Annotated in this window: 21 protein-coding genes; 5 read left to right on the forward strand and 16 right to left on the reverse strand. The window is 52.7% G+C overall.

Features of this window, described 5'->3' with window-relative positions:
• Nucleotides 1-65 precede the first annotated feature (65 nt).
• The 4 genes from nrdE to JWF83_RS05460 form a co-directional block, all read right to left on the reverse strand.
• Nucleotides 66-2,192 carry a class 1b ribonucleoside-diphosphate reductase subunit alpha gene (nrdE, locus tag JWF83_RS05445; protein ID WP_413649435.1) on the reverse strand — a complete coding sequence of 709 codons (2,127 nt, stop codon included), beginning with the start codon at nt 2,190-2,192 and terminating at the stop codon, nt 66-68.
• Entirely contained in the window at nt 2,189-2,599 is a 411-nt protein-coding gene (gene nrdI / locus JWF83_RS05450) for a class Ib ribonucleoside-diphosphate reductase assembly flavoprotein NrdI (protein ID WP_413649188.1), read from the reverse strand. The genes nrdE and nrdI overlap by 4 nt, the downstream gene beginning before the upstream one ends.
• Before the next feature lie 4 nt (nt 2,600-2,603).
• Nucleotides 2,604-2,846 (reverse strand): glutaredoxin-like protein NrdH, encoded by a 243-nt coding sequence (gene nrdH, locus JWF83_RS05455; RefSeq protein WP_413649189.1) that lies wholly within the window; start codon nt 2,844-2,846, stop codon nt 2,604-2,606.
• 292 nt (nt 2,847-3,138) lie between these two features.
• The gene (locus tag JWF83_RS05460) at nt 3,139-3,453 is read right to left on the reverse strand and encodes a DUF883 family protein (RefSeq protein ID WP_413649190.1); all 315 of its coding nucleotides are present in this window, start codon (nt 3,451-3,453) and stop codon (nt 3,139-3,141) included.
• Nucleotides 3,454-3,616: 163 nt separating this feature from the next.
• On the opposite strand from JWF83_RS05460, the gene JWF83_RS05465 reads away from it, so the two are divergent.
• The 4 genes from JWF83_RS05465 to JWF83_RS05480 all read left to right on the forward strand — a co-directional run bounded on the left by JWF83_RS05465 (nt 3,617) and on the right by JWF83_RS05480 (nt 7,016).
• Nucleotides 3,617-3,952: a DUF2002 family protein gene (locus tag JWF83_RS05465; protein WP_413649191.1), complete on the forward strand. Its 336-nt coding sequence runs from the start codon at nt 3,617-3,619 to the stop codon at nt 3,950-3,952.
• A gap of 189 nt (nt 3,953-4,141) precedes the next feature.
• A complete protein-coding gene (gene mmuP, locus JWF83_RS05470) occupies nt 4,142-5,563 on the forward strand; it encodes an S-methylmethionine permease (protein ID WP_413649192.1) in 1,422 nt (473 codons plus the stop codon).
• On the forward strand, nt 5,550-6,485 hold the full coding sequence (mmuM, locus tag JWF83_RS05475; RefSeq protein ID WP_413649193.1) for a homocysteine S-methyltransferase: 936 nt from the start codon (nt 5,550-5,552) through the stop codon (nt 6,483-6,485). The genes mmuP and mmuM overlap by 14 nt, the downstream gene beginning before the upstream one ends.
• Nucleotides 6,486-6,596: 111 nt before the next feature.
• Complete coding sequence (locus tag JWF83_RS05480; protein WP_413649194.1) at nt 6,597-7,016, forward strand: hypothetical protein; 420 nt, start codon at nt 6,597-6,599, stop codon at nt 7,014-7,016.
• A 68-nt stretch (nt 7,017-7,084) separates the two neighbouring features.
• On the opposite strand, the gene speG is transcribed toward JWF83_RS05480, so the two are convergent.
• Both speG and JWF83_RS05490 read right to left on the reverse strand, forming a co-directional pair.
• Complete coding sequence (speG, locus tag JWF83_RS05485) at nt 7,085-7,642, reverse strand: spermidine N1-acetyltransferase (RefSeq protein ID WP_413649195.1); 558 nt, start codon at nt 7,640-7,642, stop codon at nt 7,085-7,087.
• Between the two features lie 52 nt (nt 7,643-7,694).
• A complete protein-coding gene (locus JWF83_RS05490) occupies nt 7,695-8,177 on the reverse strand; it encodes a GNAT family N-acetyltransferase (RefSeq protein WP_413649196.1) in 483 nt (160 codons plus the stop codon).
• Between the two features lie 208 nt (nt 8,178-8,385).
• On the opposite strand from JWF83_RS05490, the gene JWF83_RS05495 reads away from it, so the two are divergent.
• Nucleotides 8,386-10,314, forward strand: coding sequence for a S8 family serine peptidase (locus JWF83_RS05495; RefSeq protein WP_413649197.1), 1,929 nt, complete (start codon nt 8,386-8,388; stop codon nt 10,312-10,314).
• A 59-nt stretch (nt 10,315-10,373) separates the two neighbouring features.
• Here the strand turns inward: JWF83_RS05495 and JWF83_RS05500 are convergent, their stop codons facing one another.
• From JWF83_RS05500 to JWF83_RS05545, 10 genes are all read right to left on the reverse strand, one after another.
• On the reverse strand, nt 10,374-11,096 hold the full coding sequence (locus JWF83_RS05500; RefSeq protein ID WP_413649198.1) for a nucleotidyltransferase: 723 nt from the start codon (nt 11,094-11,096) through the stop codon (nt 10,374-10,376).
• A 67-nt stretch (nt 11,097-11,163) separates the two neighbouring features.
• Complete coding sequence (locus JWF83_RS05505) at nt 11,164-12,285, reverse strand: aminotransferase class V-fold PLP-dependent enzyme (protein WP_413649199.1); 1,122 nt, start codon at nt 12,283-12,285, stop codon at nt 11,164-11,166.
• A gap of 896 nt (nt 12,286-13,181) precedes the next feature.
• Entirely contained in the window at nt 13,182-13,757 is a 576-nt protein-coding gene (locus JWF83_RS05510; protein WP_413649200.1) for a TetR/AcrR family transcriptional regulator, read from the reverse strand.
• Between the two features lie 307 nt (nt 13,758-14,064).
• Nucleotides 14,065-15,456 carry an amidase family protein gene (locus JWF83_RS05515; protein WP_413649201.1) on the reverse strand — a complete coding sequence of 464 codons (1,392 nt, stop codon included), beginning with the start codon at nt 15,454-15,456 and terminating at the stop codon, nt 14,065-14,067.
• 5 nt (nt 15,457-15,461) lie between these two features.
• Nucleotides 15,462-16,319: a TauD/TfdA dioxygenase family protein gene (locus JWF83_RS05520; protein ID WP_413649202.1), complete on the reverse strand. Its 858-nt coding sequence runs from the start codon at nt 16,317-16,319 to the stop codon at nt 15,462-15,464.
• 26 nt (nt 16,320-16,345) lie between these two features.
• A complete protein-coding gene (locus tag JWF83_RS05525) occupies nt 16,346-17,083 on the reverse strand; it encodes a class II aldolase/adducin family protein (RefSeq protein WP_413649203.1) in 738 nt (245 codons plus the stop codon).
• Between the two features lie 2 nt (nt 17,084-17,085).
• Complete coding sequence (locus JWF83_RS05530; protein ID WP_413649204.1) at nt 17,086-17,841, reverse strand: ABC transporter permease; 756 nt, start codon at nt 17,839-17,841, stop codon at nt 17,086-17,088.
• On the reverse strand, nt 17,820-18,575 hold the full coding sequence (locus tag JWF83_RS05535) for an ABC transporter permease (protein ID WP_413649205.1): 756 nt from the start codon (nt 18,573-18,575) through the stop codon (nt 17,820-17,822). The genes JWF83_RS05530 and JWF83_RS05535 overlap by 22 nt, the downstream gene beginning before the upstream one ends.
• Nucleotides 18,575-19,405, reverse strand: a complete 831-nt coding sequence (locus JWF83_RS05540; protein WP_413649206.1) for an ABC transporter ATP-binding protein — start codon at nt 19,403-19,405, stop codon at nt 18,575-18,577. Before JWF83_RS05540 ends, JWF83_RS05535 begins: the two co-directional genes overlap by 1 nt.
• Nucleotides 19,406-19,427: 22 nt before the next feature.
• A complete protein-coding gene (locus tag JWF83_RS05545; protein WP_413649207.1) occupies nt 19,428-20,462 on the reverse strand; it encodes an ABC transporter substrate-binding protein in 1,035 nt (344 codons plus the stop codon).
• Nucleotides 20,463-20,579: the final 117 nt, after the last annotated feature.

Below are 20,579 nucleotides of genomic sequence, written 5' to 3' on the forward strand. Positions count from 1 at the left end.
TTCTTTATGATAGGTCGTGCAAATTCCTGCCACGAGCGGCGTGGATGCCGCCCGTGGGGGATCGATTAGAGGGAGCAGGATACGCAGCCCTGGACCTCGGTGCCTTCCAGCGCCATCTGACGCAGACGGATGTAATAAAGGGTTTTGATGCCTTTTTTCCATGCGTAAATCTGCGCTTTATTGATATCACGGGTGGTGGCGGTATCGCGGAAGAACAGGGTCAACGACAGACCCTGATCGACATGGCGCGTCGCCTCGGCATAGGTATCGATAATCGCTTCCGGGCCGATATCGTAGGCATCTTTATACAGCGCCTGATTATGGTTAGTCATAAACGGCGCCGGATAGTAAACGCGACCGGTTTTGCCCTCTTTGCGAATCTCAATACGCGATACGATGGGGTGAATACTGGAAGTAGCGTGATTGATATAGGAGATCGAACCGGTTGGCGGGATCGCCTGCAGGTTCTGGTTATACAAACCGCCGCTGATCACCGCGTCACGCAGAGCAAGCCAGTCCTGCCGGGTCGGTAACGGGATCCCGGCATCCGCAAACAGTTGTGCAACGCGCGCAGTGCGCGGCTGCCAGTTCTGCTCCAGATACTGGTTAAAATATTCACCGCTGGCGTAACGTGATTCGCTAAATCCGGCGAAACTCTGTTGTCGCTCGCGCGCCAGCTGATTCGAGGTGCGCAGCGCGTGATAAGTAACACAGTAGAAATAGAGGTTAGTGAAATCCAGTCCCTCTTCCGAGCCATACATAATGCCTTCGCGCGCCAGATAGCCATGCAGATTCATCTGGCCAAGGCCAATAGCGTGCGACTGCGCATTACCTTCGGCAATCGACGGTACCGAGGCGATATGGCTCATCTCCGACACTGCGGTCAGGCCGCGAATGGCGATCTCCACGGTACGGGCAAAATCCTCTGAGTCCATGGCATGGGCAATATTCAGCGAGCCGAGGTTACAGGAGATATCTTTACCCACCTGACGATAGCTGAGATCGTCGTTATATTCGGTCGGGGTATTTACCTGCAAAATCTCGGAGCAGAGGTTGCTCATATTAATGCGCCCCTTAATCGGGTTGGCGCGATTGACCGTGTCCTCAAACATGATGTACGGATAGCCGGACTCAAACTGAATTTCTGCCAGCGTCTGGAAAAACTCACGCGGATTAATAAACTGCTTACGAATACCATCGTCGGCCAGCATCTCATCATATTTTTCGCTGACGCTAATATCGCCAAATGGCAGGCCATAGATGCGCTCAACGTCATACGGTGAGAACAGCGCCATCTGCTGATTATCGCGTGCCAGCTGGAAAGTAATATCCGGGATCACCACGCCCAGCGACAGCGTTTTAATGCGGATTTTCTCGTCGGCATTTTCACGCTTGGTATCGAGGAAGCGCAGAATATCCGGATGGTGCGCATGCAGATAGACCGCCCCGGCCCCCTGACGTGCGCCGAGCTGGTTAGCATAGGAGAAGGCATCTTCCAGCATTTTCATTACCGGGATCACCCCGGATGACTGGTTCTCGATCCGTTTAATCGGCGCGCCGGCTTCACGCAGGTTGGAGAGCAGAAAAGCCACGCCGCCGCCGCGTTTTGACAGCTGCAGCGCCGAGTTTACCGCGCGACCAATCGACTCCATATTATCTTCAATCCGCAGCAGGAAGCAGGAGACCAGCTCACCACGTTGCTGCTTGCCGCAATTGAGAAAGGTTGGGGTGGCGGGCTGGAAACGCCCTGACAGCACCTCTTCCATTAGCGCGGTGGCCAGCTTTTCGTCGCCCTGCGCCAGGGTCAGCGCCAGCATACAGACGCGATCTTCGAAATTTTCCAGATAGCGTTTGCCGTCAAAAGTCTTCAGCGCATAGCTGGTGTAAAACTTCCAGGCGCCGAGGAAGGTTTTAAAACGAAAACGCCGCTGATAGGCCTGGGCAAACAGGTTACAGACAAAATCAAACGACCAGGCGTTAAGCACTTCGGCTTCGTAGTACCCTTCCGCCACCAGGTATTGCAGGCGTTCAGCCAGCGAATCGAAGGGCACGCTATTGGGAATGACATGCTGCAGATAAAACTGACGCGTTGCTTCATGGTCTTTCTCAAACTGAATATTACCTTCAGCATCATAAAGATTAAGCATCGCGTTAAGCGCATGATAATCCAGCGCGCCGGCTGCTGGTTTTATGAGAGTGCTGTCTGTTGTTGCCAAAATTGGGTTACTCCCGCTTTTACGTTAGCAATATCGTCGGCGGTCCCCAGTAACTCAAAGCGGTAGAGATAAGGAACCTGACATTTTTGCGCAATGATGTCGCCTGCCATACAGAACGCGGTGCCGAAATTGCGGTTACCGGCGGCAATCACGCCGCGGATCAGGCGGCGGTTAGCTTCATCATTAAGAAATTGAATCACCTGTTTCGGCACCGCACCGCGTGCGCTGCCTCCGCCATAACTCGGCACCACCAGAATATAGGGGCGATCGGCCTGTAAACGCTGTGCGCTATCCAGTGGGATCCGCCGCGCCGGTAAGCCCAGACGGCTGATAAAACGGTGCGTGTTCTCCGACTGGCTGGAAAAATAGACCAGTGGAAACATGATATTAACCCTGCGCCATAGTCAGATGGCCGAGTGCGGAGATCTTATCCGGGCGGAAACCGCTCCAGTGTTGATCTGCGGCCATCACTACCGGTAGCTGGCGATAACCGAGCGATTTCAGCGTTTCTACCGCCGCCGGTTCGCTGTCAAGGTTAACCAGCTGATAGTCGAGACCTTTTTTATCCATGGCATTTTTTGTTGCGTTGCACTGGACACAGTTATCTTTAGTGTAAATAATAATGCGCATGATTCGTATTTACCTCTGTCATAAGAAACGCCGCGTAATGCGAAGCGCTTTATCCCTGATTCGCTCCGCCACCGCTGGTGGCTGTCTGATAGTTTTAATACTAGATGTAGTGGTTTTTAAAATCAACCATACCAGATATAGTGTTTTCGTATTTATTCAGACGCAGGGCAGCTAAAGCCTGATATCACGGGCTTTGCGACGGAAATATATTTTTTAGCACTAAGAAAATTCCTGACGGGCAAAAAAATCCCCGCCGTCAGGGCAGGGATGCAGGGGACTTCAGCTGTGGCGTTTAGCGGCGGGAAGCCAGTAGCGCACCAATCACAATACCTACGGCGGTGCCGACGCCGACGCCATGCCATGGATTATCATGGACATAGCTATCAACCTGAACGCCGGCATCTTTCGCTGCCTGGGTCACGCGGTTACGGCCATTCAGTTTGGCGCGGGTATCTTTTAACAGTGATTCTGCTTTACCGCGTGCGGAGTCGATCTCTTCTTTGGTTTTGCTACCATAGGATTTCAGCAGGTCATCAAGCGTATCAGCCAGCAATGAAACATCCTGATTGATATCCACATCATCGTTTTTCGTCGTTTTGTTAAACATTTTTCGCTCCCTTCGCGTTAATAACTAATACTAAGCATAGACCATCATCACGTAACGCAGTGGTTATGACGCAGGATCGGTGTCTTTATGGATAATTCCGAATGCCCCGGGCGCCCGGCCTGTTGTAAGGTTGCGGTGCTTTGAAAGAATAAGAGGATCGAGCATGTATTTACGACCTGATGAGGTAGCACGCGTACTGGAGAAAGCCGGGTTTGAAATGGATGCGGTTACACCCAAAATCTACGGTTATCGCCGCGGTGAAAACTATGTGTATGTCAATCGCGAAGCACGTATGGGTCGTACCGCATTGATTATTCATCCGACGCTGAAAGAGAAAAGTCAGCATATCACTGAGCCGGCATCGGAGATTAAAACCTGCGATCACTATGTGCAGTTCCCGATGTACCTGGTCGGCGATAATCACGATCACTACGGTATTCCGCATGGCTTCAGTTCACGTGTCGCGCTGGAACGTTATCTGGAACGGCTGTTTGATTAAATTTTCGCCGTTTGAGATTCCCCAACGGATCGCGTTATCGGCTGGGGAAGGGCTTCCGCGCCCGCCATCCCGTTGATTCCCACCCATTTGCCTTCATCACCAATGGTTTCTGGCGTTGCTTTCTGTCGGTACGCCCTGTATAACATTTTTCCCATATAGAAGTTTAGACGTCCATATGGTTAAAACATAATGCAGTCATCCGCACAAAGTTCTTCTCCGCAGCAGTTTAAACGCACCATGAAAGCGCGCCATTTGGTGATGCTGTCGCTGGGTGGCGTGATCGGGACCGGCCTGTTCTTTAATACTGGCTATATTATCTCCACTACCGGTGCGGCCGGCACGCTGCTGGCGTATCTGATTGGTGCGCTGGTGGTCTGGCTGGTGATGCTGTCACTCGGCGAACTGTCGGTGGCGATGCCGGAGACCGGCGCGTTTCATGTTTATGCGGCGCGCTATCTCAGCCCGGCTACCGGATACACCGTCGCCTGGCTCTACTGGCTGACCTGGACGGTGGCGCTGGGTTCCAGTCTGACGGCCGCAGGTTTCTGCATGCAGTACTGGTTCCCGCAAACGCCGGTATGGCTATGGTGCTTACTGTTCTGCACCCTGATCTTTCTGCTGAACGTGATTTCATCGCGCTTTTTCGCCGAAGGCGAATTCTGGTTCTCGATTATTAAAGTGGTCACTATCCTGGCATTCATTATTCTCGGCGCCGGGGCGATCTTTGGCTTTATCCCGATGAAAGATGGTTCCGGCGCGCCGTTCTTCCATAATCTGACCGCATCAGGCTGGCTGCCGCACGGTGCGCTGCCGATACTGATGACCATGGTGGCGGTGAACTTTGCGTTTTCCGGTACTGAGTTGATCGGTATTGCCGCCGGTGAAACCGAAAATCCGCATAAAGTGGTGCCGATGGCGATCCGCACGACGGTGGCGCGGCTGGTGATTTTCTTTATTGGTACGGTAGTGGTGCTGGCGGCGCTGATCCCGATGGATCAGGCCGGGATTGTCAAAAGCCCGTTTGTGCTGGTGTTTGAAAAGATCGGTATTCCCTATGCCGCCGATATTTTTAACTTTGTCATTCTGACAGCGATCCTCTCGGCGGCCAATTCCGGGCTATATGCTTCCGGGCGTATGCTGTGGTCACTCGCCAATCAGCGTACGCTGCCGCGCTGTTTTGCGCGCCTGACCCGACGCGGCATCCCACTGGTGGCGATTTCGGTCAGTATGCTCGGCGGCCTGCTGGCGCTGTTCTCCAGCGTTATCGCCCCGGATACGGTGTTTGTCGCTTTATCTGCGATCTCCGGGTTTGCGGTGGTGGCGGTATGGCTGAGTATCTGCGCGGCACACTATGCTTTCCGCCGTCATCACCTGCGATCCGGCCGGCCGCTGTCCGATCTGAAATACCGCGCGCCATGGTTCCCGCTGACGCCGATCCTCGGCTTTTTACTCTGCCTGCTGGCCTGCGTTGGGCTGGCATTCGATGCGGAACAGCGCATTGCGCTGTGGTGTGGGCTGCCATTTGTTGCCATCTGTTATGGCGCTTACTATGTCACGCAACTGCTGAAAAAACGCGAACTGCTGAAGGAAGCTGAACATGGCGCTGAATAATCCCGTAGCCGACATCCTCCGCCACAGCGCTACCCTGGTGCTTGATGGCGCAATGGCGACCGAGCTGGAGGCGCGCGGTTGCAATCTGGCCGACAGTCTGTGGTCGGCAAAAGTATTGATGGAAAATCCTGAGCTGATTTATCAGGTGCACTACGACTATTTTAATGCCGGGGCGCAATGTGCGATTACCGCCAGTTATCAGGCCACCCCGCAGGGTTTTGCCGCCCGCGGTATCGATGCCGCCGGGGCCCAGGCGCTGATCGCCAGAAGTGTTGAGCTGGCTGTGCGGGCGCGGGCTGACTATCTGGCGCAGCATCCGCAAGCCGGTAAACTGCTGGTGGCCGGTTCGGTCGGTCCGTATGGCGCTTATCTGGCAGATGGCTCCGAGTATCGTGGCGACTACCGGTTAGCGTCAGCGGAGATGATGGCTTTTCACCGCCCGCGTATCGCGGCGCTGGTGGCGGCAGGCGTCGATCTGCTGGCCTGTGAAACGCTGCCCTCTTTTGCCGAGATTCAGGCGCTGGTGACACTACTGGCTGAGTTCCCGGCAACGCCAGCCTGGTTCTCCTTTACCCTGCGCGACAGTAAACATCTGAGTGACGGTACGCCGCTGTCTCAGGTGACTGAACTGCTGGAACGCACGCCGCAGGTGGTGGCGCTGGGTATTAACTGTATCGCGCTGGAGCAGGTTACTGCCGCACTGCAGACGCTGGCGGCACTGAGTGCGAAGCCGCTGGTGGTGTATCCCAACTCCGGTGAACATTATGATGCAACCAGCAAAACCTGGAGTCAGGACGCCGATGGCTGTTCGCTAAGTGATAAGCTGCCGGAGTGGCAGGCGGCCGGAGCAAAACTGATTGGCGGCTGCTGCCGTACCACGCCACGGGACATTGCTGCTATCGCAAAATGCTGCCATCATTAATAACACACTGAAAATTTGCGTTATTACGCCTGGCTATAGCGGGTATGATTAATGAAAAGCCGCAGCGCAGCGCTTAGACTATCAGCAACATTTGTTGATTCAGGATGCATTATGAAATCGATTCTACTGGCACTGATTTCTCTGGTGATGCTCAGCGGTTGCGCCACCATTGTCGGCGACAAAACGCAATCGGTGCGCATTGATTCGCGTCCGCAGGGCGCCAGCGTGGTGGTGCAGGATGAAACGGGGCGCGCAGTGGCGCAAGGCCGTACACCGCTGACGGTGGAACTGGCGAAATCTGACGGCAGCTACTTCGGTAAAAAACACTATCGCGTAATGCTGGAAGTGCCTGGCTACGTGCCGCAGGCGCTGGCGCTGGAAGAGCACGCTAACCTGTGGTACAGCCTCGGCAATATTCCGCTTGGCGGTTTTATCGGCTGGTTGCTGGTCGATCCTTACAATGGCGGTATGTATACCATCCAGCCAGAAGGCCTGCTGGTGATTATGAATCCGGTAGGGGCGCGCAGTTAAGCGTCGCAATGGGTTATTTGCCACAGCGTAACGGCGGCAGTCATGCCGCCCGGGTCACGCTGTTTTAATCATTGCGCGGTGGGTTTGACCATCCCGCCAGGCGTTTTGTATTTCGCCAGATATTGCGGCTGGAAAATACACATGCGAATGGTGTTGCGGTATTCGCCATTAATAAAGAACTCGTGGATCAGCTCCCCTTCAATATCAAATCCCAGCTTGCTGTAGATATGAATCGCCTTTTCATTCTCTTTATCGACAATCAGATACAGTTTATAGAGATTAAGCACGGAAAAGCCGTACTCCATCGCCAGTTTTGCCGCCTGGCTGGCGAGACCTTTGCCCTGATGCGCCGGATCGATAATGATCTGAAATTCCGCCCGCCGGTGAATATGGTTGATCTCTACCAGTTCGACCAGACCCACTTTTACGCCATGGTGCTCAACCACAAAACGACGTTCGCTCTGATCGTGAATATGTTTGTCGTAGAGATCGGACAGTTCAACAAACGCTTCGTAAGGCTCTTCAAACCAGTAGCGCATCACGCTGGCATTGTTATCCAGCTGATGAACGAAATGGAGATCCTCGCGTTCCAGCGGGCGAAGCCTGACCTGAGTATGCGCGGTCATAGTGGCATCCTTGTAGAGAGAAATTGCAGGGATTATAGCGCTAAACCAGCGGCTACAGCCTCTTACTCATAAACACACTAAGCGGATCGGCGCTATAGGGGGGAAAGGGTTCACAGCGCTGGTAACCGTGTTTTTCATACAGGCCGATGGCTGCCTGCTGTTTGATTCCGGTTTCCAGCCGCAGAAAATAATGGCCGCTATCGCGGGCCGCCTGTTCCAGGGCGCGGATAATCATTCCGGCCAGCCCTTTGCTCCGATGGGCGTCCTGAATAAAGATCCGTTTCAGTTCGCCGGCCCGATCTGGCTGCAGCAACAGTGCTCCGCACCCCAGCGCATTCTGTTGCCGGTCGCGTACCACCATTAAAATCAAATTGTCGTTATCCAGGCCGCTGAGATCAACGCAGTGGTTGCTGGCGGCAGGATAGAGGGCGTTCTGATAAGCATCCAGTTCAGCAATGAGTGTTGTAACCGACGGGCTAAGTTTTTCTCTGTGGATCTGATACAAAATAGAGTTCCTGTCCGGGAGCGCTGTCATCAATAATTTAGCGGTTTTTTGTTAATCAGGGAAGTTGCTGGGATTATTATATTGGAACAATGATTATTTATTTTTTGCTTTCATTATCTTTAGGCTGGAATGAATGTTTTTTTTGCTTTCTTGCTGGCGTGTAAAAATACTCAATTTGGTGTTCTTGCGTTTTTATCCCACCTGACTTGATATTAAAACCCGCAGCATGAGGCCAGTTATGAGCGAAAACCTGGTGATTTATCGTAAGATGAATTTTGACGGCACTGTTTATGCAACCGTCAGCGGTGCAGAGGATGCCCGGCATCTGCGCATAACGCTTTATAACTATGATTCTCCGCAAGCTGTTGAAGAATCTGACGATGTTACGGCAACGGTGGTATTTGATTGCCTGCCAGAAGGGGAGTATTACGCCTGTGCCGAGCTGACTTACGCCCTGGCTCCTTGCCGGGTTTTGATATCGAACAGAATCCTGGTGACTACTATGCTGTTTCCCCATACGGGTCACCACCAGCGTCGCGCGTCAGCATCCCATATTGATTTGAAAGGAGCGTTAAAAATTGATGACTATAATCAGCCCCATATTCTGCAGGTAAAATTCCGCCCCGGTGGATATGATCGGTTGCTGAATGAATATGCCGGTGTTGTGCCCTTTTTTGAACGTCATAAATTAACTCTGACTTTCTATCAGGTTTTTGCCGATGCGATTGTCCATGCATCACCATTTAAATTAAAGTATTTGAGCGAATTTAATGATTTATATCGCATCTATTCTGAACTCAACAATGCCGGGTTATTGCGTCTGGCAGAAGAGCTGGAGCAACTGGATTATGTGAGCTACTGCTCCCTGTCGCCTGATGCCACTAACCTCCAGCCTTATCCCGATGCCGAAAACAGCCTGGAAATAGTTGCAGGCAAAACAGCAAAAAATACTGTAACCCCGGATTTTACCCCTCTGCAAAGGTATCTAGATCCGGCTCCGGGAATGAATATCAAAAATGCCTGGGCGCAGAGTGTGACAGGTTACGGTGCCGCCATTCGCCATCTTGATTTCGGCGTATATGCGAACCATGAAGATCTTAAAGGCAATATCACCGTGGTCCACAGCCGGCCGCCGACTGAAGACTGTAATCACGGTACCGCCTCAGTCGGTTGTATCGTTGGGATCGATAATGCTATTGGGGTCAGGGGGATCGCTTATAACAGTTCACTGTACTTTTATGATACCGGCGACCTGGACATGATTGTCAGAGATGCCAACCCCGGTGATATTGTTTGTTTTGATATCCAGCACCGCGTCTCGGATTACCTGGTACCGTCGACACATTACAAAGATTGGTGGGATAAGGCGCGGCTACTTAATGATCTCGGCGCTGTCGTTCTGTTTGCTGCAGGTAATGGCCGGAATGATCTGACGCTTCTGGCACAGCAAGGCATTTTCAATGACTGGGGCGACAATGGTTCGGTATTAGTTGGCGGCAGTTATCATGATACCGGGCGCAGAGCGTACTACTCAAACTACAACCATAGCACTTCACTTTACAATTCATGGGGAGATGAGAGTGTTGTTACCACCGGCTATGGCACCTTGCAAAGACTTGATGGCAATGAACGCAATTACGCAAACAGTTATTCAGGAACTTCCAGTGCATCGGCTTTAGTCGCCGGAGCACTGGCACTTATCCAGTCGTATGCCATTAATAAACTGGGGGTCTTTCTTGATTCCGAAGAGATGAAAGAAGTCATGCGCGAAAGCGGAGGAACAACGGCCTTGCGTGAAGGTATCGGTTATCGCCCGAATGTGGCCCGGGCCATCAGCTATCTGGAACAATTTATCCCGCTGGTCACCGCTGTAATTACCCAACAAGAGAGCGCCTTACCCGGACAGACGCTGATATTAAGTGGCAGAGACTCGTATGCCTATCCCGATCGTGTGACACGCTGGTGGTGGGAGCTGCCTGATAATATTGACGTTGATGATAAATCCCTGCCGGATATCCGCATTCAACTGAGTGACGATATCAAAACATTTGTAGCCAGACTAACCGTATGGGATAGCAGAGGACGAACGGGTAGAACATCGAAAATAATTCAGGTCTCCCACTATCCGGTTACTGCCCTCAGGCGTTATAACCGGCCTGCCGGATAGCGGCACTCTCCGGGGCCTGGCGGCGACCCGTTGCCGGTCAAAGTGACGGGCGGAACAGGTCACGAACTGAGGATCTCCTCTGCCAGTTCACTGGCGCGTTGTAGCTGTTGCCGGTTATCTACCCTGGCCCAGGGGCGCCCGGCGGTATCGATCCAGGCGGTCGGGAACAGCGAGCAGGCGTGGCTGAAGATATTATACAGCTGCACTTCACCTTCGTATGACTGGGCCGCCAGTTGCTCCACCACAAAATGGCGTGCCGCCGCGCCCAGTTTTACCACCGGGATAAACTCTCCCGGCGTGCGCTCAGGCGGAAATGCGCGCCCGGCAGGAGATTTATTATTCTGCTGCGGCGTGCGCATCATAATATTAGCGGCCGCATAAGGGCGGGCAGAATCCATAACGATACAGATTTCCGCCGGATGGTTTTTTACCTCCTTCAGCACCGAGGGGGGAAGCAGCAGGTCACTTTCGTAGTAGATCACCGGGCCATCATGTTTGCTGAGTACCAGCCAGGCGCTCCAGTCGAGATTAAGCGCGTGGTGCAGCGGGTTGTTCAGCAAGACAAAGTGGCTATGATGCAAAGATTCAAACAGGATGCGGGCGCACTCCGCCGCACCATGGCCCAGCACAAAGGTTTTATGGCCGATACCGGCACGCTCAAAAGTGCCGAGCTGATAGTCAATCATCGGGTATTTACCCAACATCAGGCAGGCCTGGTGCAGCGATGCCGTTAACGGCAATAGTCCATAAGCGGAACCCGCCATAAGACAAGCAAGGCGCATGAGTGATCTCCTTTTCAAAGCGCGCGGGTTAATAAATTACAGCGGGTGATTTCGGCCGCTATAGCCATCACTCGGACGGCATGTGACGCAGGTGATTAAGCTGTTGCTGATGCGTACAGTCGCCAACGGCCGCCAGTAAGTCATCAATATCGTTGAAACTGATGTCTCCCTGTACACCAATTCGGAAGCTATCCGACCCATTGCTGGTAATGCCAAGGGCTAATGCGCGCTGCAACAGGCAGTCATTGAGTTTGCTGGCGGCGAAGTGCTGGCCGCTATGTCCGATCAGAGTGACAAACAGCGGCGCACAGTGTTCCGGCTCGATAAGCGGGCGGAATCCCAGAGCCGCCATGCCCTTCAGCAGGTGGATCATGCGCTGACAATAAAGCTGATAGCGCGCTTCCCGGCCCCCCTGCTGCTGATAGTCGTCAAGCGCCTGTTGAAGCGCCAGCATCACCTGTAACGGCGGGGTAAAGCGCCACTGGCCATCCAATTTCAGCGCGCGATATTGCGCTTTTAAATCGAGGCTAAACGTGCGCGGCGGCGTTTTTTGCGCCAGTTCGCTTTTCCGTACCAGCACAAATGCCATACCCGGAAAACCGTGCAGACACTGGCTGGCGGATAGCGCTACGGCGATCAGCGCCGGAGGGTTAAAATTCAGCGGCAGGACGCCAAAGGTGCTGATAACATCCACCATTAACCGACAGCCGTGCAGAGCGGCCAGCCGGGCGAGTCCGTCAATATCATTTTTCACGCCCAAAGTAGCTTCAAAGTGCGCGGCGGCAAGATGAGTAACGGAGCTATCCTGCTCCAGCGTGCTGGCGATCTGAGTCAGATCGAAACCGCGCAGGCGATCCTGGGTTAGTACCGAGTAACGAATATGATGGATATGGCAAATTTCGGCCATTCGGCGGCCAGCGGTGCCGTTTTCCACAATTAACAGGTGGTCGGTAGGTGACAGCAGCGAACAGATCATCGCTTCAACGGCAAAACTGCCACTGCCCTGGAGCGGAATAGCGCTCCAGTGACTGTTACAACCGGCGACCGACAGTATGGCTTTACGTAGTCGCTTACTCAGGGTTCTGGCCAGCTCCTGCTGTGAGGAGAGCGCATCACTGGCGGTTGCTGGCACTGAGGTCATCTGCAGGCTGGAATGGAGCAGACGAAGTGGTGGTGATTGCATCATCATTCCCTCCTTTTCAGCACGTTTGCCACATCGCGTCGCTGTCGATGGCGCGGGCGCTATCTGTTTGCTTGCGGCCCACAGCACAGGTGCTGGTTTGATCCGCGTAACCTGTTTTACCGTGTGGATCCGCGTTGACGTTGAGATTGCTCTGTTGGGGGCGTCCCTGAATATTCATCAGTCCGTTCTCAGTTGTGGTGTGACAGAAAATGGGTTGGCTTTCTGTTGAGTGATATAACGGCGTTGGTTTATGGTGTCAGAAAAATAAATCTATTGAATATTATTCAATTTTTAATAATTTGTTTTTGTAGAAGTTTACCGTCACTATCGTGCTGTTACTTAAAAGAGTCTCATCAGTCCTGGTCCGGCGGGAATGGGGATAACAGGCAATCAGTTGGTTTGTTTTGACGTATCGGCGGTAGATTTTTTCCGGCGTGAAAAAAATAAAACAGCGACGCTGCCGGCTCTCCGGGGTTGCGGCTATCGGTAGTGCAATAAATTAGATATGCAATTATATTTATTTGAATTAATAGCAGGTGGCTGGCGGGAAAAAGTATAGCGTTAAGATTAACTGAACTTTTCATGATTCAATCCCTGAAGCACTGATTGGGAAATAAATTAAAGTAAACCGATCTGTTTTTCAATGGAAATATTAATATTTTGTTAGTTTGTAATCTATCTTATTGATTTATATTACCAGGGGATAGTCTGATTTTCTTTATAATTTGAATTTTGTCACAATTGCCATTCTGACGGATACCGGTCAGTTTGTCGATCGCGCGGTAACCAAATGGCAGCTATCTGATAAATAATAATAATGTTTTTTCCCGGTCTGGCCCTGGGGTGAAACGCTGGCTGATAAGTGGCGGGAAGATGAAGTGTGATGGAGTAAAGTCTTTTATTTACAGGTGGATACATTCGGATTCCAGAAGGATCTTTGCTGTTGACCAGGCAATTAATGCCGGAGAGTATTCATTATGCCGGCACCAGGTCAGCTCGGCGGTAACGGAGCCATCAACCAGTATAATAAAGGTATAAGCAATACGATATGCTCTTTCACCTTTAACCACCGGATAGAGTATCGTCAGTAATATCTGAATCAGGCTGTTTTTCATGCTCCGATTAATTTCAATAATTGCCTTTGATTTATTACCAAATTCCGCCAGTGAATGGGTCAGCAGGCAGCCACGGAAATCTTCATGTTTAAACCAGTCATGATAATAATTGAAAAAAGAAAATAACTTATCTCTGCGTGTCTGCTGATTTTCTGTGATAAGGCGGATGTGGTTTATAAAATCCTCTTTTCGTTGATGCAGAACTTCAATGATAAGTCGCTCTTTTGAGGGGAAGTTGCGGTAAAGTGTTAATTTAGAAACCCCGGCGGCCGCCGCAATTTTGTCAACGCCCACCGACTGAAAACCCTCTTTATTAAATAATTCCGTGGCGGATTTGATGATGGTGTCTTTTTTTTCCGACATAATTGATGCTTCAGTAACTATTGATTTCGATAAAGGGTAGCATGAATGATGTTTTTTTCAAATTTGTCAGCAGGTAATGGATTTTGATATAACCTCATTTATGCGCTGTGGCCGTACTTTTACCGCAGGTTTTTAAATTGTATTTACCACTGTAGTCAGAATTGCATGCTGCATTTTAAGTTGTATACTGCGATATCTATTTTTGACCAGCGGTGCTGGAAATAAAATATATCGCCGGCAGTGGGCAGCGTCATTACGCTAAGTAAAAAGTGCATGCGGGTGAATATGCCAAATGGTATGGGCACTATTACCGCGTATACGTTGGTGCAAACAGCGTTTCCAGGCTTAATGCCGTAGCCAGTAGCGCCGAATCCTGAGCACAATTAAACTGTAGTTCGATACCCACCGGGATGCCCGCCGGCGTTCGCCCTAATGGCAGTGAAATTGCCGGTAACCCCGCTACGGTTGCCGGTTCACCGTTGGCAATCAACTGACGAAAAAGCTGGTTGGCGTGAGGCGCGCCCGATAACTGACTGGCGGGCGTGCGCGGAGGTAACAGCGGCACGCTGGGGAAAATAATGCCATCCAGTTGATGCTGCAGAAAATAGTCCTGATAGCGGCTCTCCAGCAGTGGTTTCCAGTGGTGCAGCGCGGCCAGATATGTCTCCTGGTCCACCGTTGCCGCATCATCCAGCAGGGCGATGACATCCTGACTGTGGATCGCGGCGCGTAATTCAGCAAAACTATACTGGCTGCCGCGCTGGCGTAAATATTCTGGCAGGTCGCGCATCATTTCGTATGAGGCCAGCGGATAACCGGCTTTTACCGCCAGTTCCCCGACCTGCGGGATATTTGCTTCAATTAGTATGACGCCCGCCGCTGCCAGCCGTTGTAACACCTGACTGGCGACCTGTGCCACTTCTGCATCCAGCCCCTGCCAGAAATGTTCACGCGGTACACCGAGACGTAACCCAATTAGTGACGGACGCTCGGCGGCTTCGGTCTCACCACTGATTACGCTGTCCAGCAGGCAGATATCGCTGACCTGATGCGCCAGTAGTCCGGCGGTGTCACGGCTGACCGATATCGGCGCCAGTCCGGCGATCGGGTAGCGCCGTTTTCCCAGGGAGTTATATAACGACGGACGAAAACCCACCAGCCCGCAAAATGAGGCGGGTAAGCGTACTGAGGCGCCGGTATCGGTGCCAATGCCGATCGGAACGATACCGGCAGCAACGGCGGCGGCAGTACCGCTGGACGATCCTCCGGGGACATGTTCGCGAAGGAAAGGATGAAGCACATCGCCACGCGCCGCATTCAGTCCACTGGTGCCGGAAGCCAGCTCATGCATGCCTGCTTTAGCCATCACAATCGCCCCCGCCTGCTGCAAACGCTGTATTAGCGTTGCCGTTCGCATGACCGGTTCGCTGGCCAGCAACTGGCTTCCAAGTGAAGTGGGTAATCCGCAGACATCAATATTGTCCTTTACCACCAGCGGTAAACCTGCCAGCGGGCCATGATGCCCGCTGGCGTCCAGCGCTTCGGCCTGGGTAAGTGCTCCGGCTTCATCCAGCCAGCACAGGCTGTTCAGCTCGTGATGCTGTTGCGCCCGTTGCAGCGCTTCACGCATTTCGTCAGCGGCCAGCTTATTACCCTGACGGATGGCTGTAATGATCTGATGAGCCGTACGCATGGCCATTATGACTACTCCACCAGCGCCTGCGGACGCTCGCTGCCTTTTACCGTGGCGCGATGCATTATCCGGCGATAAGCCTGATCGTCGTAAGGGGTTGCCTGGTGCATGGTGCAGCGGTTGTCCCAGATCAGCAGGTCGTGCTGTTGCCACTGGTGACGATAGGTAAACTCCTCGCTAACAGCATGGGCGTTAAGGCGTGCCAGCAGTGCGTCGCCCTGCTGTTTCGGCAGACCGATAATTTCTTTGACAATATCCTGGCCGACAAACAGTGACGGTTTACCGGTTTCCTGATGGCGACGTACCACCGGGTGGATTACATCAGGGGTTGCCGCTTTTTGCTCTTCACTCAACGGTTCACGATCGGCAAAGGCTTTGGCGTAGTAGGTTGCATAAGAGTGTACGGCTTTTAGCGACTGAATCTGTTGTTTGGTCTCGCTATCCAGAGCGTCATAAGCGGCATACATCGATGAGAACAGGGTATCTGCTCCTACCGGTGGTACTTCAACCGCATGCAGTACCGAACCAAAGCAGGGGACTTCAAGATAAGACCAGTCCGAGTGCCAGTTCCATCCCTCTTTATGGTTACCAATTGGTTTATCACCCTGTTTCACGTTGGAGAGCACATAAAGTTCCGGGTAAGGGGTGGTGAGAAATTGACGCAGCACATGCACCTGCAATTCGCCAAAATGGCGGGCAAAAGCCACATGCTGTGCTTCATTAACCGGCTGATTACGCAGCAATAGTACCGAATGCTGATTCAGTGCCGTGCGCAACCCGGCAATAGTGGCTTCATCCATCGGTTGTGTGGCATCAAGATTCAGAATTTCTACGCCGATATGTGGCGTTAACGGGCGAAGTTCCAACATTATTTTCTCCTGGCTGTGAATTATGATTACCGGCGATAGCCCGGGTCGAGACGATCAAGCAAACGAATAAAGGCGGGCCACTCTCGTTCCCCGCGCAGACGAATATCGCCTTCGCATTGGTTAAACTGCCGTGCGGCCTTTGCTGATATCTCGTCAGCGGGCAGGGTGAGCGCACTGCCGCTTCCCTGAGCCATCAACTGAATACGTGCCGCGCGTTCGAAGTAATAGGCCAGCATAAAAGCTTCAGGAATGGTGCGGCCGGTGGTGAGGATGCCGTGATTGCGCAGCACCAGTACCTGATGGGGCCCGATATCGCGTACCAGCCGCTGGCGTTCGTCAGTATCCAGCGCCACCCCTTCATAGTCGTGATAGCCCAGGCGTTGATAGAAATGCATGGCGAACTGACTGACCGGCAGTAACCCCCCGGCAAGTGCTGAAATGGCGGTTGAGGCATCGGAATGGGTATGCAGTACGCAAATGGCATCTTCCCGCGCGGCATGAATCGCGCTGTGGATAACAAAACCGGCGCGATTGACCTGATACTCATGTGGTTCCAGCGCATTGCCCTGCAGATCGATCTTGATCAGGCTGGAAGCCGTGACCTCTTCAAAAAACAGGCCATAGGGATTGATCAGGAAATGGTGTTCCGGCCCGGGTAAACGTACCGATATATGGTTGTAGATCAGGTCGTCCATACCAAAGTGGGCAATCAGCCGGTAACAGGCGGCTAACTGGATACGTAACTGCTGTTCAATTTCAGACATAACTATTTCCACCAGATTAGTTTGCTATCTATCCATGCCAGCAGCGCATACAGCGTAATACTTGCCAGCGAAGAGACCACCACAGCAGCCCAGACGGTGAGAAAGTCCACCTGTTGTGTCGACTGAAAAATCACCCAGCCAATACCCTGAAAAGCACCGAGCATCTCGGCAACGATGGCAATAATAATGCTGCGCACTATCCCGATGCGCAGGCCGCTGACAATCGAGGGCAGCGCCGCCGGTAGCTGCAGTTTGGCCATAATCGCCAGGCGGCTGGCACCGAAGCTACGCATCAGATTAATCATCTGCGGATCGGCTTGTTTCAGGCCATGCAGGCTATTAACCAGAATGACAAAGTTGACCCCCAGCACCACCATGACGATTTTCGACGTCATCCCCATGCCAAACCAGATTAGCGCCAGCGGAATGTAGGCCACGGTGGGTACTGAGTTAATCGCTACCGCCAGCGGCATCAGAATGGCTTCCAGCGGACGGCAGACGGTCATAGCAATCGCCAGCAGTAAGCCGGTGAATAGCCCGCAGGCAAAGCCGAGCAGCGCTTCCATCAGCGTCCAGCTCATTGCTATCCACAGTGTGCTGTTGCTGACGATAATGGTGCTGAAAATGTCATGCAGTGAAGGCAGCACAAAGGGCTGGATATCAAACAGCCAGATACTGCCTTGCCACAGCAATACGAGACTCAGTATGCCAAACAGCGGCGGCAGCAGTTTGCCACTCAGGGTTGTTTTCCCCACCATGCGAATTTCCTCTCAAACAGTTCGACCAGACCATACAGCGTGGCACCCAACGCGCCGCAAATGACGATCAGTGACCACATACGCACCACGTCTTCGTTGTACATCGCCTGAATTAACAGCACCCCCAGCCCTTCGGTATCACCAAACCACTCGCCAACAATGGCGCCAACCAGACCGAGTGAAATACCAAGTTTCATGGCGACGAAGATTGACGGTGCCGCTGCGGGCAGATGCAGCGACAGAAAACGGCGAAAGCCGGAAGCGCCAAAGCTACGCAGCAGGCTGATCTGCAACGGATCAACGCTCTGTAGCCCTCGTTTGCTGTTCAGAGTGACCGGCAGAAAAGTGAGGTAAAAGGCGATCATTACCTTTGACAGCATGGTGTTGCCAAACCAGATCACCACCAGCGCGCCGAAGGCGATCACCGGTACCGTCTGGGAGATAACAAACAGCGGGAACCATGCGCGGTCGATCCAGGCAACGTAGAAAAAAAGGATGCCGCAGGCGAGGCCGAATAGTGTGCCAAGGCCAAACCCCAGCACGGTCTCCAGCCCGGTACGCCAGCTGCTGCTTAACAGCAGTGTGCCATTGTTGTAGATATCCTGGCCCACCGTCGCTACGGCTGGCAGATAACGTGGATTAATGGCAAACAATGAGACACTGCCCTGCCACACCAGCAATACCAGCAGGATCGACATCACCAGCGGATGCATCAGCAGACGTTTTGCCGTCATCAATGGCCTCCGCCCTGCGAAAAGCTAAACGACTTCATACTCTCTTCTTCAATGGCTGCCAGCAGCCGTCGCTTAATGGCAATAAATTCCGCTGAAGTGGTTATATCCGCCTGGCGCGGACGCGGCAGATCGATCACCTCTTCACATTTAATCGTGCCGGGACGGGCGCTCATCACCACCACTTTGCTGCCAAGGAAAATGGCTTCGTCGATATCATGGGTAATAAACAGAATGGTGCGCCGGTGCTGCTCCCACAGCTGCAGTAACCAGCGTTGCATCAGCGTGCGCGTCAGGGCGTCCAGCGCACCGAAGGGTTCATCGAGCAGCATCAGATCGCGCTGAAACAGAAAGGTACGCATCAGCGCCACGCGCTGGCGCATCCCGCCTGATAACTGATGCGGATAGTGCTGCTCAAAGCCGCTAAGGCCAAAGCTGGGAAAGAGCGCCTGTGCCCGTTGACGTGCCTCCTTACGTGCTATACCTTCACACTCCAGCGCCAGTATGGTGTTATCCATAATGGTTCGCCAGGGCAACAACAGATCGCGTTGCGGCATAAATGACACTTTGCCCAGCAATTCGCCATCCTGTTGTGACTGACCTTTAAACAGAATGGCGCCGTCACTATCAGGGTTCAGCAGACCGGCAATCATATTAAACAGTGTCGATTTGCCACACCCTGAAGGGCCGACCAGGGTGACAAACTCACCCTCACTGACGCTCAGATTAACGCCGGAAACTGCCACTACCGGCTTCTGACTGTCGTCGCCAAAGCGCTTCCACAGGTTATCCAGCTGTAACAATGGCTGGCGGCTTGTCGGTGCTACGGTCATTATCTCTCTCCGCTTACGGCAATTATTTCAGGGTCTTGTACTCAGCCGGGACTTTCTGCCAGAACGACAGATCGAAGGTTTGCTGTATATCCACCGGCTGCTTCAGCGCGCCGTATTTCACCAGCAGATTCATCATTTTCTCAGCCTGCGGCAGGTTGACGTTGCCAAGACCCGGCGACCCCTGCGGATACATCAGAGTGGCTACCGCGTCGAGCATGGCCTGCTGATGTGGGCGGTTGAGACTCGGGTTGGCTTTCATCAGAATATCGAGGGTCTCAGCGCGGTGGGTCAGCGCGTACTGCCAGCCTTGCAGCGTGGCGTTGACAAAGCGCTGTACCCTTTGCGGATGTTGTTCAATCTGATCTTTCGCGGTGATCAGCGCATCCTGCTGGGTGGTGACGCCGACATCGTCCGTCGAGATTAGCTTCAAATTGGTGACGCCTTTCTCTTTCAGAGTGTTGTATTCGTTATAGAGGGTAACGGTGGCGACATCGACCTGGCGGTCAATAAATGGATTGAGCGACACCGACTGCGGGATCAGGGTGATATCGTCTTTGCTCAGCCCAACCTGACCGAGCGCCGCCAGCAGCGGATACTGCACGCCGGTAAACCATACCGACACTTTTTTGCCCTTAAAATCGTTGAAGCTGTTAATGCCGGAATCTGCGTAGGTGACAAAGACAAACGGCGTGCGTTGCTGTGACATTGCCAGTGCCACTACGGGTAATCCCTTCTCGCGTGCCGTCAGTACGCTTTCCATCCCTCCGGCCAGACCAAAGGTATCGGCGCCAGACGCCACTAGCGTTTCAACATTGATATTGGGGCCGCCAGGATTGATGGTGACGTCCAGCTGATTGTCCTGATAGAAGCCTTTGGCTTTCGCCACATAAAAACCGGCAAACTGTGCCTGAGCTAACCATTTAAGGCGAACCGAAACTTTATCCAGCTCAGCGGCCTGGGTTGTCAGGGGGAACGCGGTACTCAACAGAGTGGAGCATAACAGGCCAGCCAGACAGCGACGGGCGGTAGTGGACAGCAGCGATCTTATCGTTTGCATCTGGTCATCCTCTGGTCACTAATGGTGAAAACCCTGGTATCGATTTATTTTTTCATCAACTTTATGTATACATATAGAGAAATACGCTTGAAGGTTTCTTGCAGGATGTATGCCAGA

It is taken from the genome of Pantoea sp. B65, from assembly GCF_047308185.1.
Lineage (GTDB): Bacteria > Pseudomonadota > Gammaproteobacteria > Enterobacterales > Enterobacteriaceae > Erwinia.

What these genes read in the sequence shown, in the direction of transcription:
- nrdI (WP_413649188.1), bottom strand. Translation starts at nt 2,599, where the DNA reads ATGTTTCCACTGGTCTATTTTTCCAGCCAGTCGGAGAACACGCACCGT.
- nrdH (WP_413649189.1), bottom strand. Translation starts at nt 2,846, where the DNA reads ATGCGCATTATTATTTACACTAAAGATAACTGTGTCCAGTGCAACGCA.
- JWF83_RS05460 (WP_413649190.1), bottom strand. Translation starts at nt 3,453, where the DNA reads ATGTTTAACAAAACGACGAAAAACGATGATGTGGATATCAATCAGGAT.
- JWF83_RS05465 (WP_413649191.1), top strand. Translation starts at nt 3,617, where the DNA reads ATGTATTTACGACCTGATGAGGTAGCACGCGTACTGGAGAAAGCCGGG.
- mmuP (WP_413649192.1), top strand. Translation starts at nt 4,142, where the DNA reads ATGCAGTCATCCGCACAAAGTTCTTCTCCGCAGCAGTTTAAACGCACC.
- mmuM (WP_413649193.1), top strand. Translation starts at nt 5,550, where the DNA reads ATGGCGCTGAATAATCCCGTAGCCGACATCCTCCGCCACAGCGCTACC.
- JWF83_RS05480 (WP_413649194.1), top strand. Translation starts at nt 6,597, where the DNA reads ATGAAATCGATTCTACTGGCACTGATTTCTCTGGTGATGCTCAGCGGT.
- speG (WP_413649195.1), bottom strand. Translation starts at nt 7,642, where the DNA reads ATGACCGCGCATACTCAGGTCAGGCTTCGCCCGCTGGAACGCGAGGAT.
- JWF83_RS05490 (WP_413649196.1), bottom strand. Translation starts at nt 8,177, where the DNA reads ATGACAGCGCTCCCGGACAGGAACTCTATTTTGTATCAGATCCACAGA.
- JWF83_RS05495 (WP_413649197.1), top strand. Translation starts at nt 8,386, where the DNA reads ATGAGCGAAAACCTGGTGATTTATCGTAAGATGAATTTTGACGGCACT.
- JWF83_RS05500 (WP_413649198.1), bottom strand. Translation starts at nt 11,096, where the DNA reads ATGCGCCTTGCTTGTCTTATGGCGGGTTCCGCTTATGGACTATTGCCG.
- JWF83_RS05505 (WP_413649199.1), bottom strand. Translation starts at nt 12,285, where the DNA reads ATGATGATGCAATCACCACCACTTCGTCTGCTCCATTCCAGCCTGCAG.
- JWF83_RS05510 (WP_413649200.1), bottom strand. Translation starts at nt 13,757, where the DNA reads ATGTCGGAAAAAAAAGACACCATCATCAAATCCGCCACGGAATTATTT.
- JWF83_RS05515 (WP_413649201.1), bottom strand. Translation starts at nt 15,456, where the DNA reads ATGGCCATGCGTACGGCTCATCAGATCATTACAGCCATCCGTCAGGGT.
- JWF83_RS05520 (WP_413649202.1), bottom strand. Translation starts at nt 16,319, where the DNA reads ATGTTGGAACTTCGCCCGTTAACGCCACATATCGGCGTAGAAATTCTG.
- JWF83_RS05525 (WP_413649203.1), bottom strand. Translation starts at nt 17,083, where the DNA reads ATGTCTGAAATTGAACAGCAGTTACGTATCCAGTTAGCCGCCTGTTAC.
- JWF83_RS05530 (WP_413649204.1), bottom strand. Translation starts at nt 17,841, where the DNA reads ATGGTGGGGAAAACAACCCTGAGTGGCAAACTGCTGCCGCCGCTGTTT.
- JWF83_RS05535 (WP_413649205.1), bottom strand. Translation starts at nt 18,575, where the DNA reads ATGACGGCAAAACGTCTGCTGATGCATCCGCTGGTGATGTCGATCCTG.
- JWF83_RS05540 (WP_413649206.1), bottom strand. Translation starts at nt 19,405, where the DNA reads ATGACCGTAGCACCGACAAGCCGCCAGCCATTGTTACAGCTGGATAAC.
- JWF83_RS05545 (WP_413649207.1), bottom strand. Translation starts at nt 20,462, where the DNA reads ATGCAAACGATAAGATCGCTGCTGTCCACTACCGCCCGTCGCTGTCTG.